Source organism: Nostoc sp. (assembly GCF_036916735.1).
GTDB lineage: Bacteria > Cyanobacteriota > Cyanobacteriia > Cyanobacteriales > Nostocaceae > Nostoc.
In genome coordinates, this window is sequence record NZ_JBALFV010000032.1 from 1 (window position 1) to 14,266 (window position 14,266).

Annotated in this window: 14 protein-coding genes and 1 tRNA gene; 7 read left to right on the forward strand and 8 right to left on the reverse strand. The window is 39.2% G+C overall.

Annotated elements, in window-relative coordinates:
• Positions 1 to 436: 436 nt before the first annotated feature.
• Entirely contained in the window at positions 437 to 2,527 is a 2,091-nt protein-coding gene (locus V7L20_RS07825) for a hydantoinase/oxoprolinase family protein (protein WP_334743527.1), read from the reverse strand.
• A 142-nt stretch (positions 2,528 to 2,669) separates the two neighbouring features.
• On the reverse strand, positions 2,670 to 3,050 hold the full coding sequence (locus V7L20_RS07830; protein WP_334743528.1) for a hypothetical protein: 381 nt from the start codon (positions 3,048 to 3,050) through the stop codon (positions 2,670 to 2,672).
• Between the two features lie 93 nt (positions 3,051 to 3,143).
• Between V7L20_RS07830 and tmk the strand changes: the two genes are divergently transcribed.
• Positions 3,144 to 3,803 (forward strand): dTMP kinase, encoded by a 660-nt coding sequence (gene tmk, locus V7L20_RS07835; RefSeq protein ID WP_334743529.1) that lies wholly within the window; start codon positions 3,144 to 3,146, stop codon positions 3,801 to 3,803.
• Between the two features lie 277 nt (positions 3,804 to 4,080).
• Here tmk and V7L20_RS07840 read toward each other — a convergent pair whose 3' ends face one another.
• Complete coding sequence (locus tag V7L20_RS07840; protein WP_334743530.1) at positions 4,081 to 4,383, reverse strand: acylphosphatase; 303 nt, start codon at positions 4,381 to 4,383, stop codon at positions 4,081 to 4,083.
• 349 nt (positions 4,384 to 4,732) lie between these two features.
• Here V7L20_RS07840 and V7L20_RS07845 point away from each other — a divergent pair, with 349 nt between their 5' ends.
• Positions 4,733 to 5,110: a DUF1823 family protein gene (locus V7L20_RS07845; RefSeq protein ID WP_334743531.1), complete on the forward strand. Its 378-nt coding sequence runs from the start codon at positions 4,733 to 4,735 to the stop codon at positions 5,108 to 5,110.
• Positions 5,111 to 5,615: 505 nt separating this feature from the next.
• Entirely contained in the window at positions 5,616 to 7,274 is a 1,659-nt protein-coding gene (locus V7L20_RS07850) for an alpha-amylase family glycosyl hydrolase (RefSeq protein WP_334743532.1), read from the forward strand.
• Positions 7,275 to 7,395: 121 nt separating this feature from the next.
• On the opposite strand, the gene V7L20_RS07855 is transcribed toward V7L20_RS07850, so the two are convergent.
• On the reverse strand, positions 7,396 to 7,533 hold the full coding sequence (locus V7L20_RS07855; protein ID WP_334743533.1) for a hypothetical protein: 138 nt from the start codon (positions 7,531 to 7,533) through the stop codon (positions 7,396 to 7,398).
• A gap of 20 nt (positions 7,534 to 7,553) precedes the next feature.
• Here V7L20_RS07855 and V7L20_RS07860 point away from each other — a divergent pair, with 20 nt between their 5' ends.
• Positions 7,554 to 8,612, forward strand: a complete 1,059-nt coding sequence (locus V7L20_RS07860) for a 3-deoxy-7-phosphoheptulonate synthase (protein WP_334743534.1) — start codon at positions 7,554 to 7,556, stop codon at positions 8,610 to 8,612.
• Positions 8,613 to 9,328: 716 nt separating this feature from the next.
• Here the strand turns inward: V7L20_RS07860 and V7L20_RS07865 are convergent.
• Positions 9,329 to 9,400 (reverse strand) — tRNA-Thr (locus V7L20_RS07865).
• Positions 9,401 to 9,433: 33 nt separating this feature from the next.
• On the opposite strand from V7L20_RS07865, the gene V7L20_RS07870 reads away from it, so the two are divergent.
• Entirely contained in the window at positions 9,434 to 9,727 is a 294-nt protein-coding gene (locus V7L20_RS07870; protein ID WP_334743535.1) for a DUF3493 domain-containing protein, read from the forward strand.
• A 430-nt stretch (positions 9,728 to 10,157) separates the two neighbouring features.
• On the opposite strand, the gene V7L20_RS07875 is transcribed toward V7L20_RS07870, so the two are convergent.
• Positions 10,158 to 11,852 carry a DUF1565 domain-containing protein gene (locus tag V7L20_RS07875; protein ID WP_334743536.1) on the reverse strand — a complete coding sequence of 565 codons (1,695 nt, stop codon included), beginning with the start codon at positions 11,850 to 11,852 and terminating at the stop codon, positions 10,158 to 10,160.
• A 744-nt stretch (positions 11,853 to 12,596) separates the two neighbouring features.
• Between V7L20_RS07875 and V7L20_RS07880 the strand changes: the two genes are divergently transcribed.
• Both V7L20_RS07880 and V7L20_RS07885 read left to right on the forward strand, forming a co-directional pair.
• Complete coding sequence (locus tag V7L20_RS07880) at positions 12,597 to 12,836, forward strand: alpha/beta hydrolase (RefSeq protein WP_334743537.1); 240 nt, start codon at positions 12,597 to 12,599, stop codon at positions 12,834 to 12,836.
• 8 nt (positions 12,837 to 12,844) lie between these two features.
• Positions 12,845 to 13,132 carry an alpha/beta hydrolase gene (locus V7L20_RS07885; protein WP_334743538.1) on the forward strand — a complete coding sequence of 96 codons (288 nt, stop codon included), beginning with the start codon at positions 12,845 to 12,847 and terminating at the stop codon, positions 13,130 to 13,132.
• Here the strand turns inward: V7L20_RS07885 and V7L20_RS07890 are convergent.
• On the reverse strand, positions 13,129 to 13,326 hold the full coding sequence (locus tag V7L20_RS07890) for a hypothetical protein (protein ID WP_334743539.1): 198 nt from the start codon (positions 13,324 to 13,326) through the stop codon (positions 13,129 to 13,131). The genes V7L20_RS07885 and V7L20_RS07890 overlap by 4 nt on opposite strands.
• A 263-nt stretch (positions 13,327 to 13,589) precedes the next feature.
• A complete protein-coding gene (locus V7L20_RS07895; RefSeq protein ID WP_334743540.1) occupies positions 13,590 to 14,210 on the reverse strand; it encodes a low-complexity tail membrane protein in 621 nt (206 codons plus the stop codon).
• Positions 14,211 to 14,266 lie beyond the last annotated feature (56 nt).

Consider the following 14,266-nt stretch of genomic DNA (forward strand, 5'->3'; position numbering starts at 1 on the left):
AGGGAATATCTGAAAATTGCCGGAAATAAGCCACCAACTTGGCAGTCGGGCTAATCTTACTATGATCAGGACTAGTCGTTTTCACTGATTTACTCTTATTGTTGTTAGCGAGCGAGGATATTGTCTATGGTAAAGAGATTGTACTCTAAATACTAACCTTATTGTCTTTCATAACTAGCGAATTGGCTTATTTGTAAATAGTGTGTTTGTACTGCATTAATTTCTGTCTCTTTTTTGCTATTACTGATGTTTTTTCACTGGTGCGATATCTGAGTTAAGCACTTTTTTAAACACTTCAGTGTTTACTACTAGCTATCACTATCTACTTGGGCAGGAGCGAAATATGCAAGATTTCGCTTATTGTAGAGAATCCGGCGCGGGTGTAAATTCGCATTTCCTGTAGCGAGGGTGAGTATTTTCGAGAACAACAGCCGATTTATAAACGTTCTAAAATTAGATGGTTCTGTTGAGTTAATCTTGCTTGCCAGTTAGGTTCAACTACAATGGTGCTAATTTTTTCAACAACGATCGCAGCCCCATTAATCCTATCTTCTGGTTGTAAATCTTCTCGCCGATAAACAGGAGTATCATACCATCTATCAGTACTAAACATTCTTACTATCTCAACAGATACAGGAGCTTCATCTAAAGGGCGAGTCCGAATAATTAAAGGTTCTTCGGGAGTCTCCATTTTCTGAATTACTTCCACTGAGGCAGATTCAACAATTAAGGTTTTCTCTAATTGAACGAAACTATAACGAGATTTATGTTCAGTTTCAAATTCTTGTTGCATCACTGCTACTTCATCAGTAAAATTAACGGTCAATGTAGAGTTAGTCCCCTCATATTTTAAGTTGACTTTGCAAACTATTTCTGCTTGGATATTATCTTCATCTATTTCACTTCTAGCTTGAGTTTCTAAATCTTCTATTAAGTGGTGTAATTTAGTAATTAATGTTTGAGTTAAAGGCTGTTCTACTCCCCCTTCTCTAATCGCCCGTACATCAGCTAATCCCATTCCATAAGCAGAGAGAACTCCAGCATAAGGGTGTAGAAATATCTTTTTCATCCCCAAGGTATCGGCAATTAAACAAGCAACTTGCCCGCCAGCACCGCCAAAACAACAAAGTACATATTGGCTGACATCATAACCCCGTTGTAGACTGATTTTTTTAATTGCGTTCGCCATATTTTCCACTGCGATCGCAATAAATCCAGCCGCTACTTGTTCAGGAGTACAATGATTTAATGTAGCGCCTTGAATATCTTGGGCTAATTGGGTAAATTGCTGAATGACAGTATCTTTATCTAAAGGTAAATTCCCATCAATTCCAAAAACTGAGGGAAAATATTGTGGGTGGATTTTGCCTAACATTACATTAGCATCAGTAACCGCTAATGGCCCCCCACGTCGGTAACAAGCAGGGCCAGGATTTGAACCAGCAGATTTAGGGCCGACACGATAACTAGAACCATCAAAAAAGAGAATTGAACCACCTCCAGCCGCAATGGTATTAATTGCTAATACGGGAACTCGCATCCGCGCCCCAGCAATTTCCGAATCTAGCTGTCGTTCATACTCTCCTTTAAAGTGGGCGATATCTGTACTTGTCCCTCCCATATCAAAGGTAATAACTAATTCAAAACCTGCTCTTTTACTACTTTGAACTGCACCGACAATACCTCCAGCCGGGCCACTCAAAATACTATCTTTACCTTGAAATTGTTGGGCTGCAACTAAACCGCCGTCAGATTTCATAAACATTAATTTGACTCCAGGTAACTGACTCGCTACTTGGTTGACATAGCGACGGAGAATCGGAGTTAAATAAGCATCGACTACTGTTGTATTTCCTCGACTGACTAATTTCATTAAGGGACTAACTTGATGAGATACAGATATTTGTGTAAAGCCGATTTCTTGCGCGATTTTGGCTATTTCTTGTTCGTGTTTAGGATAGCGATCGCTGTGCATAAAAACAATAGCACAACTTTTAATTCCTGTGTGATAAACTGCTAGTAAGTCATTTTTCGCTTGTTCAATATTTACAGGCATTAATTCATTGCCATGAGCATCATAACGTTCATCAATCTCAATCACTTGCTCATAAAGCATGGTTGGTAAAACGATATGACGAGCAAAGATATTAGGACGATTTTGGTAGCCAATTCGCAGCGCATCTTTAAAACCTTTGGTGATGAGAAGAACAACTCTACCTCCTTTCCTTTCTAACAGTGCATTTGTTGCTACTGTTGTCCCCATTTTTACTACTTCTATCGCTTCAGTAGGAATGGGTTCGTTGCCGAAAATACCCATGATATCCCGAATTCCTTGGATAGCTGCATCTTGATATTGTTCAGGATTTTCTGAAAGCAGCTTGTAGACTATAATCCATTGCTGATTAGGTAAAGTCAGAATTAAAAAACGTTCAGGATGTCTTGAGAGTCTGTCTATAATTGCTTGATTATTAGTAACAGCAACAATATCTGTGAATGTACCACCGCGATCGGCAAAAACCTTTAACATTATTCTGTTTCCTTAATGCTGTGATATATTGCTGTAATCGTTATTTATCTCAAATGATTAGAATTATTCACCGCTACCACTTGAGGTAAACTTATCCAACAAGCGATCGCTACTCCTACAAATGCCACCGTCATCAGTAGCACTACAAATAGATTTTCGCCTGCCGTACTTGCAACTTTGTTAAATTTGTCACCAAATAACCAACTCCCACTGTGCTGCACAGTAAAAATATCAAGATACTGACTTGGAGAACTACTGAGTCTTTGATAATTACCACAGGGCGCGATTTATATCGCGGCATCCACCAATTGGGATAGAAGGGAGGGAAGTTCACGCGGCGAACCACCGCATCTATTCCCATGACACTAATAGGAAATAATAGCCCAATTAGTAAGTTGAGCCAACCCCAGGTAAGTCCATCCACCACTAGCACCACAACTTCTAACAGCAAAATGGCTAGAGATATGCGAGGAAACAAAACTTCCGGGCGATCGCGTCGTAGCCAAAGCCCCAGATGTAACATATAAGCTTATTAGTTAGAGTTACTACGTCTTAAAGGTTCTGAACAAAGAGTTTATATGTAAAAGTTATTTTAAAGCAGTGAATATAAAGAAGCATGAATGGCAAATTAATTGTATTTGAAGGGGTAGAAGGCTGTGGTAAAACCAGCCAAATACAGCTTTGTTGTCAGTGGTTGGAAAGTCTAGGTGTTTCAGTGGTGGTTACTCGTGAACCAGGAGGAACAGAATTAGGCTTACATCTTCGGCGTTTGCTATTAGAGAAGGCAGAGGATAAACCCTTCGGCTTTGCTCAGGGCGAGCCAGTTGCACAAGTAACAGAACTTTTGTTGTATGCTGCTGACCGATCGCAACACGTTGAACAAGAACTTAAACCAAATCTTACAGCAGGGAAATATATTTTATGCGATCGCTACACTGACTCTACCATTGCCTACCAAGGATATGGTCGCGGTCTTAATATGAGTTTAATCAATCAGCTTAATCATATTGCCACTGCTGGTTTAGAAAGTGACTTAACTATTTGGTTAGATATCGATGTCGAAGTCGGACTAGCCCGTAAACAGAGAGATGGAATAGGTTTAGACCGCATTGAACAAGAAACAATCGCTTTTCATCAGCGCGTTCAGCAAGGATACGCAGAGTTAGCAGCATCCTATCCTTCAAGAATTGTGCGGATAGATGGCAGCTTGAGTAAAGAAGCTGTACAACAAGTAATTCAAGGAATTTTGCGCGTACACTTGAAGGAGTTGCCATAGGCATTGCCTCAAATTTTAAAGGCAAAATTTTTTGAACTATTCCCATCAGTAGATGCAAACGCTTTTGTGTATTTCAAAAATCAAATAAGCTAAACCACATCTAGTCTGCATAATCTGAAATTGGATATTTATTGTAGGGTAGGCGTCTCGCCTGCCCAAGATATGCAAGGTTATTTGTGGAACAGCTTATCAGTCCTATACCAATTGATTATTATTAGTCATTGGTCATTTACAAAATTTACAAAGGACTAATGACTAATGACTAATGACTAACTATTTACTCAACCCGCTTAACTTCAAATCCCCGCAACCCTTCCGGTTCTTCATACTCAACCACAACATCTTTAACTACAGCAGCAGGTGGGCCAGAGTGACACCAGCGAACCATATTATCTACAACTTCTCGCGCCCCTTCAAAAACTGCTTCGACTCGGTTATCAGGGAGATTTCGCACCCAGCCAGTTAATCCCAACTGGCTCGCTGTATCCACAGTTGAATAGCGATAACCGACTCCTTGGACTTGGCCAGAAATGAATACATGGGCGCGGATGAGCTTTGGCAGTGCTGTGGAATTCTGCATAGACTGGTCTAATCTTTACGATTTCCAGTCTACCTAGTTTGTGTACACACAAGCTGCTTTTAGCTCCAACTAGCGAAATTAATCTCGACTTTCGCCATTATCACCGCGATATCTGTACTGGCGATCGCGATTATCTCATTCTTCATCACGTTGTTTCTTTGCCACTGACTATCCCTCTAATTTTCCTCCTGAGTTAGCGAATCTCCTTATTCAGAGTCACTTTAGTAATTTGTCTATCTTTGGGAGTGTTGCAGAGTAGTGATAAAGTATTTTTCAATACCTACTAACTGTAGTTAATTTAATTAATCAGTAATCAGTTTTTAAACTTGGAATTTTGAATTGTTTGCTTATGTCTAACTTGCCACCACTCAATACAGAAACAATTCGGGCAATTATTGACGAAAAACTTGATGATGCCACAGTCAACCAGTTGTTATGGCATTATTTAGGCTATCGCTATGATTCCTCAACTGCACAATGGGATACTAGCTTAGTTGCACCAGAATGGCAAAATGATTACCCCCAACCACCAAATTTTATTGAATCTCGCCCCGCAACAGTCAAGTTGACTCGTTCCATTCCTGTTGAAAATAAACAATTGCTCAAAGACAAACTGGGTTTCAAAGGTTACAAAATTGGGGAATTTGGGCCTCGGCAAACTCGCAGAGCGACAGCAGCAGGTTGGTTGTTAAGTTATTTGCAACAAACTAACGACAAAATTGAGTAATCTTATACAGCAGATATTTAGCAATAACTATTTTATAGCGTTTCTCAATTGAATGAGAATATCAAAGTCCCTACTGTAAAATCACTTCAGTAAATTTTTTGTATCTTACTCAACTGCAAACCGCTATATAGCAGTCCTAAATAATTTATAAACTTCTCTGCTTTTTCTCTTGGCGCTCTTGGTGACTTGGCGGTTCGATAATTTTTAAAACTCAAATAGGATTGTCATAGTTTTACTTAATATCTGCTAATTAATAATTTAATAAAAATTTTTAAGTTTTAGTATTATAAAGAGTAAGTGTATTAAATATAATCTAGAAATTAGTTAAAAAATAAATTATAAAATTAGTCAAAAATTGATAAAAAATAGTTTATTTTAAAAATTTTTATAAAATCATCCTCAAGGCAGAAGCACTAGTTATATAATTATTTCTCTAGAGCGATTTGTAAACTGAATTAAGTATTAGAAAATACTTTTATCAACCCTTGATATTACAAACAGTTCTATGGCAAAGCCAATTGAATTTAGTTTATTTGCACCTTACAATAAAGGAGCCACATTAATTGGTTCTTTTTCTGATTGGCAAGAAATTCCAATGGATAAAGGTGATGATGGTTATTTTCGTACAAGTGTTGAACTAGAAGACGGTGTTTATAAATATAAATTCCGCGTCCAGTCAAATTCATGGTTTTTGGAGCCAGAACAATGGGTTGATGTTACAGACCCTGAGGCAACTGATATAGATGAACAGAGTGGAAAAGATGATGGTGTTATCCGGGTCAAAGATGGTAAAAAGATTACCGATACATACATTTGGAAACATGATGATAAACCTTTACCTGCTGACCAGGAATTAGTAATTTATGAATTGCATGTTGGTGATTTTTCTGGTGGCGAGGATGATCCTTATGCACGAGGCAAGTACAAACATGTCATTGAAAAGTTAGATTATCTATGTGAATTGGGAATCAACGCTATTGAGTTGATGCCACTTAAAGAATATCCTGGTGATTATAGTTGGGGTTATAACCCTCGCCACTTCTTTGCAACAGAATCTAGTTATGGTTCTACTGCTGAGTTAAAAAATTTGATTGATGAGTGTCATGGTAGAGGTATTCGTATAATTATTGACGGTATTTATAACCACTCAGAAGCATCTGCTCCTTTAACACAAATTGACCACGATTATTGGTATCATCACGAACCTCGCGATCCTGATAATAACTGGGGGCCTGAGTTTAATTATGAACATTATGACGAAAAATTAAATATTCATCCAGCGCGGAAATTTATTGGTGAAACAATCCGTTTTTGGATATCAGAATATCATCTTGATGGTATTCGCTATGATGCCGCGCGGCAAATTGCTAACTACGATTTCATGCACTGGATTGTTCAGGAAGCCAAAAAAACTGCTAGCATGAAGCCTTTTTACAACGTTGCTGAACACATTCCTGAAACTGCCAGCATTACCAATGTAGATGGCCCAATGGATGGTTGTTGGCATGACAGTTTCTATCACTGCATTTTAGAACATATTTGCGGTGATACATTTGATTTAGAGCGTCTCAAAGATGTTATTGACTGCAAGCGCCAAGGCTTCTTGGGTGCCACCAATGTAGTAAATTACCTCACCAACCACGACCATAATCATATCATGGTAGAACTGGGGAACCGTGAGATTTTTGATGAAGAAGCCTTTAGGCGAGCTAAATTAGGAGTAGCCATCCTAATGACTGCTGTTGGCATACCTTTGATTTGGATGGGAGAAGAATTTGGTGAGTATAAACCTAAACAACCTGAATCAGCTAAAATCGATTGGACGTTGTTAGGTAATGATTTAAATCGTGGTTTATTTGAATCATACAAAGGTTTAACTAACCTGCGTAAAAGCAATCATGCCCTTTACACAGAAAATATTGATTTTATCCACGAAAATGCCGAAGCAAAAGTATTAGCTTATACTCGTTGGAATGATGAAGGTTCTCGTGTAGTCGTAATTGCAAATTTCTCAGAAAACTTCCTCGGTGAGTATCATGTTGCTAACTTTCCTAGCGCTGGTAAATGGCATGAATGGACAGGCAATTATGATGTGGAAACTGGTGACGATGGCATCATAACTGACTTGGGCCCATACGAAGCCAAAGTGTTTGTATGGCAGTAATTATATACACTATTACTGAGTCAGTAGTCCAATAGTAAAGAAAAAGGGGAATATTTTCCCTTTTTCAGTTATTATGAGTTACGCATTGACAAGAAATACCAAATATGTGTAAGTGTAAAAACTACATATTTCGTAAGGGCACGGCAATGTTTGCTACAGATGGTCTATTTGCGATCGCAGGATAGCCAAGAACAGCCTGAAACAACCGTTTTAAAATTTCATAGGTTTGTGTTACAATTTTGATTTGAAGTGCGTACATAGAATTGCCAGAGCATCACCATGCACAACAAATTATTTATTAATAGTAATATCGAGAACGCTAACATTGAGAACGATCATATTTTATTAACTCCCAATGAAGTCAAATCAAAATTACCTTTAACACAATTAGCCGAGCAAAGGGTTTTAGCATATAGGCAAGAAATAGAACAGATCCTAGATTTTCAGGATCGCCGAAAATTTATAGTAGTTGGCCCATGCTCAATCCACGACCCAAAAGCAGCCCTCGAATATTCTCAAAGGTTGAAAAGATTGGCCGAGCGAGTCCAAGATAAGCTGCTATTAATTATGCGAGTGTACTTTGAAAAACCAAGAACAACCATAGGCTGGAAAGGGTTAATTAACGATCCAGATATGGATGATTCTTTCCATGTAGAAAATGGGTTATTAATTGCACGGGATCTATTATTAAAAATTACAGAATTGGGATTACCTGCTGCCACAGAAGCACTAGATCCAATCATACCTCAATATATTAGTGAACTAATTACGTGGTCTGCCATTGGGGCACGCACGACCGAATCACAAACTCACCGCGAAATGGCAAGTGGGCTTTCGATGCCTGTGGGTTTTAAAAACGGTACTGACGGCAATATTCAAGTAGCTTTGAATGCCCTACAATCAGCTAGAAACCCGCATAATTTTTTAGGAATTAATCAAAACGGACAGGTCAGTGTCTTTCAAACTAAAGGTAATGACTACGGTCATGTAATTTTAAGGGGTGGTAGTCAGCCTAACTTTGATGCAGCAAATGTCAAACTGGTAGAAGAGAAGTTAAAACAGGCAGATTTACCACCCAGAATTGTTATTGACTGTAGCCACGGCAATACCAATAAAGATTACAAATTACAAAGTGCTGTCTTAGAAAATATTATTCAGCAAATAGTAGATGGTAATATATCAATAATTGGTATGATGCTGGAATCGCATTTGTATGAAGGTAGTCAACCAATTACTGGTAAAGAAGAATTAAAATATGGAATTTCTGTAACTGATAAATGTATTAGCTGGGAAGAAACCGAAAAAATTATTCTGGCTGCTCACGAAAAACTTAAATAAAAAACTCCACGCCACTTGCTATCTGGAGTTTTTGGGCATGGGGAATAGGGCATAGGGCATTGGCACGGTGGGAAAGATTTCATTTTAACGCTCGTCCTAGTCAGCAAGAATTGAATGCGATCGCATCTGTAGTAGAAGTGGATGCCCAAAGATTAGTTCAACAAAAATACGCCAAATAGTATTGAGTTAACGTCCATTCCTGGAGCTACACCAGATTAATTCAAAGCATTAAAAGTAAAGCCGCTTATGGATGAAAACTAACCTGAGATGAAACTGCTTTACCTGGCTGATGTTATAATTGATTACCAAGAATGAAAGGGTTGAAAGCAAATCCTACCATCGGCTTTTAGCTAAAGTCATTAAGCTGAAGTTATCCATATAAGTTATCAAGTGGGGATGTAAAAGTATTTATGTCATTGCCAACAAAATGAAGCAGTTGTAATGACAATATATAATTTAAACTTGCATGACTACTTAAAAGAGCTTTTTGAATTTAAAAGCGTAATAATAAGGGTTTAAATTTATCTAAGCTCCAATATAAATTATTGCTTTTCAGAAAAATGACAATAACTTGTCACCTGTAAATATGGAAGCGAATTACTAGGTTTGATGACAATAATTTGTCACGATGACATTAATCTGTCACCGACGACAGGTAATTTGTCACTATACAAATTAGGTACATCTAAGTTAGTGTTGAGTAATACTTTCATCAAAGCCGATGATGGGATTTGAACCCACGGCCTGCTGATTACGAATCAGCTGCTCTACCACTGAGCCACATCGGCGTACACAATCTAAGAGTATAACATGATTTAATCATGGTAGATCAAAATCGCAAAAATCGTCTTAACCCTGAACAATACGCCAGCCTCAAAGCAGAAATAGCCGCTCCTTATCGCGGCTTACGACAATTTTTCTACATCGCTTTCGGTGCTTCTGGCTCACTCGGTGCATTCGTTTTTTTCTTCCAAGTGCTTGCCGGACGCAATATTGAGAGTGCTTTGCCTAGTTTAGCTCTCCAAGTAGGAATAGTTGCCCTAATGGTCTTCCTCTGGCGTTGGGAACAGCGTCGGCAACGACGCCCCCAATCGGATAAAAATTCTAATTCCTGAAGGGAGAAGGTTTAGTTGTTAATTTATATCTTTATATTCTTCAAACTTATTAATGTTTTGATGAAGATTAAAATCTCAAAAGAAAAAATAAAAAAATTATTAGGAAATTTCAAAAAGCAAAAATTTCTGAGAAACTAGAAATCTTTGAAACAGGGTCAGCCAATATAAAGACCCTGACCATAAAACCAATCACATTTAAACGGGGTCAGTTATATTTAAAGATCCCAAATTTTATATTTAAAAACCCCTAAAAGAAATAAAACTCACAATATTGGAATCGCCAGACTGATAATTTGTTAGTCTGGCGCTTCCAATTTGCTAACTAGTACAGCACGGCGGAAATAAACCACCCATTCTAAATCGCCAAAAAGTATGCTCTATAAGCTTTTTGACTTTTAACTTTTGACTTTTGTCCTGCGGGACTAGGCATTTACTGAACTGTTACTAAATAGGATGAAGGAATTGGTTGGGCACGTCCAGCATTGACGAGTGCCTGGTAAACAAAGGCAGCAACTTCGGCTCTAGTCGCTTCCCGATTAGGATTGAGTTGCTTTGCTGTGGGATAGTTGATTACTAATTGCCGTGCAGTTGCCGCAGCAACAGGAGCGATCGCATAATTAGGAATCTGGGCAGCATCGGTGTAAAAGGAAAGGACACTCTGATTATTCGCAGTTAAGCCCAAACCATTAGCTAAAGATACTAACGCCTGTACTCTGGGAATTTTTTGCTGTGGCTTAAAAGTTCCATCGGGATAACCAGAAACAAATTCACTCTGGTAGGCAGATTGAATTGCAGCGTTAGCCCAGAAATTGCTTGCTACATCTTTAAATTTAATTGCTGGGCGTTTGGTTGGTGGTGTTAGGGCTTTAGTGACAATAGTGGCGAATTGAGCGCGGGTTACAGGATCATTGGGTTTAAAGCTGCCATCAGGAAAGCCAGCAATAATATTTTGGGAGGCTAAAGCTTCGATGTAGGTTTTTGCCCAGTAATTTGCTGGCACATCTTTAAATGCGACAGACCCTCCAGGGGGTACGTTAACAGTTGCAGCAACGAAATTTACTGAGCCGAAAATCTTTTTCTGATCGATATCGTTGCCAACAGCGACAATTTGACTAGTTTTTGTGGCGTTGTTCACATCATAACGAGTGTTATTGCGAATAAGATTTCCACCAGGATTTTCGTTAGTGCCAAGGTCGGGTTGAGCATTGACAGTTGCTACTACACCATCCCGCTTATTGTTCTGAATGACATTCTTACGCAATACGGGCTTTGCTGATTCGGAGATATAAAGACCATCTTTGTTTTGGACGATTTGATTTTCCACAATTTGGGGTGTGGAAGTGCCACCGATCGCTAGACCAAAACCAGTATCCTGAAATAAGTTATTCCGGATTTCTCCTTGAGCAGCTCTAACAACTGAAATCCCATTGCCTTTGTTTTGTACAAAGACATTACCTTCGATTTTGGGATTGCCTGTACCCGTGACAAAAACACCCTCTCTAACACTGTTAGTAAAAGTACTGTTTGTGATAATCGGATTAGTTGACTCCACCCACACACCCGTACCCCGGCTATTTGGGTTGGTGACGGTGACACCTGCGATCGTGGTATCTTGGTCAGCGAGCACGGTAATGTCCTGTCTGGCAAAGGTGCGACTAGTGTAGAAACCTCCACCTGTAATTAATATCCCCTGACCTTTAGTAGCTTCATCACCCCGTAATGTTACCCCTGGTTTAAGCAACAGTGGAAAGGTTTCGCCACTTTCCTGGTTATAGTTGCCAGGTGCTAATTGAATAACTGCACCTGATTGGGCTTGACTGAGAGCGAAACTTATGCTTTTAAAAGGTGCAGCTGAGGTTGCACCAGCACCAGGACTATCTGCACCAGTTGCTGAATTAACGTAAATTACTGAGGCAGTTGCAGGAGCTTGCGCTGTGAAAGTTGGGGCGATACCTTCTGAATGAGTCGCACCAGCATTAACCTCATCAGGTAGTAGTATTGACCCACTAGAGACAACAAGCATTGCCGTTAGTCCGGCTCCCACGCGCAAAGTATATCTGAGATGGCTGCTAGAAAAAAGGCGAAAAATCTCTGCTAGAGAAATGTGAAAACCCCGGTATTTCATTTTTTCCGTCTGTGATGTGCTGAATTACAGTGTGTCGAATAAGGTTAAAGATAGCAGCCTTGTAGCTGCTATAAAACCCATGCAAAACTATACTGGATGATTACCACTGATTCAGCTAAATTCCTTAGATAGATCACAGAACTTATACATTAGTTATATTATTTTATTCAGAAAATTCTACTAGTACCGTGCGGCGTAAATACGCTTACAATTTTCTAAGGCTAAAAACCGAGATTTTTTCAAGACTCACAATAGTAGCTTCACTTGCGCCAAGCTGTACTAGTCATTTCTTTTGGTTAACTTTGCTACAGGGTGTACATCTGTAGTGTGCGATTGGTTGATTGCAGCGTAGCTTATGCCCTGACAAAGCTCACGTCACCACAAAAATGGGTCGGAAATCAAAATTGCGATCGCACTCTTGGACTAGGGAATTTCAAAAGTTAACCAATTATGTTCAGTTAAAGTTGCTCTTGCGTAATTCGTGCAGAACGAATTAAATCAGTGAATAGTCAACAGTTATCACAGGTAACAAATTTTTAAATAATAACTGTTAAACGCCTAACCAAAATATCTGTTACAAAATGTAATTGCGAAAAGCAGCGAATTGGTTTAATGGGGCTAATAAAGATTAAACAACCACAAAATTGTTTTCGGTTAGTGACAAGCCAGTAGTAACTAAAGCAAATTGCAAATGTTCCTGGAATACCATCACAGGAAAAGCAAACCTATTGGAAATGGGAAGAAATGCGTTTTCAATTTTTAGGACTGCGTCGCGGCTTAGTTTTAGTATGTAGTATCGGTCTTCTACTTTTTTTGTCCACTCCTGTCTTTGCTGGGGAACGAGTGGTGCTAAATTATGGTATTTTCCATGAATCACTTTCAGTGGAGGAGTTATCTACCTTTGCCCAAACAGGTGAACTTTCACCTTCACTACGAGTTAATTTGGGTTTAGCGCGGATCCCAAAGCCATCCGTCAGTATTTGACAGAGCCGATGAAGGTAAACATTGTATTTTTAGATAAAGTGCTCAATAGCCGGATTGGTAATATTATTTTGGATCAAATTAGTCAAGTTATTTATACACAGTCTCGCAGAGCAGATCGCCAGGCTTTGCGATCCGCTTTGGTACTTTCTGCGAGTCAAGATGGACAGGTGTCGCTAATCGAAATTATTAAGAATTATCCCACAAATGAAGTCAAAGTTGATGGAAAACGCTTGCAGGGTGCATACCGTCAACTCCGCGGCTTGCAAACAAGCCTAGAAGATTTATTTGGTGTTTAGTAAGCTAAAGTTTCTAAAGTTTCCCTTAAATACCCTTGTACCTGCTGTTCCAAGCGAATTCCGTGTAATTGAGCATCGCGTTCTAGTTGCCAGCGTTGAAAACCGGAACTAGTGGAGATCGCACATTTGAGGCTATACCAAATTTCAGTATCAGCAGAAAATTGGCGATCGCTAGAAGCTGGAATTTGAGCCATAGTTTCTCATTCCTTTATTTTAACTTCAACAGTAATTGGGCATTGGGCACTTGTACTGCCCTTCGACTACGCTCAGGAACCGCGACTTGTGCCGAGCATCTCGACTTCGCTCGATGGAACCGGAGCCGAGGTTAGCTGAAATATTGGGCATTGGGCATTGGTCATTAGTAAATTGGTCAGCAGTTAGGAATTTATTCTTTTCCCCTGCTCCTCTGCTACTTCTTTATAGCCCTTTAAATTGAAATAATATACTTTACGGGCTGCTATGAATCTTTATTAATCTTAAACAACGATTCCAGCAATCGGGGCACGATTTGATTAACCCGTACTCCTAAAATTGTGAAATTCTGCTTAATCTTTTCTAAAGATAATGGCTCTATGCCAGCGAATTCTGTGTCATTAGTTACTAAAACTCGCATTACACTCACAGGTATTTGTAAAAATAAATTGCTGCCTAAAAAGGCTAACCCTGCAAGCACTAGTGCAACACTGCGCCATTGTGGAAGAAATTTAGCTGAATTTGCTACTAATGGGGCAATTTGGTAAAGCTGCCACAGCACCCAAACCGACAATACTGCTGCCACTAATGCCAGGATACGATTTAACTTTGTATTAATTAAACAGAGAATTTTTCGCTGCCGCTCGGTCAGATTTTCTGGCTTTAGGGCTATTCCTAAAAGAGCAAATATATAAAAAGGGCGACGCAACTGCATCCATAGCAGAGGGAGAATACCAATGGCAGCAACTAAAAGTAGCTCCATCCAGACTGGTAAAAACGGCTCGCCTACAGACAGGAACAATAAGCAGAGTACTAAAAAAACAGGCAACGTCGCCAATCCAGCGACGTGAATCCACAAAATTGGTTCAGAGCGAAATGAATGCATATTATAAAAAGTTATGAGTTAAAAGTTAAGAGTTAGGAATTAGCAGCTTTTAACTC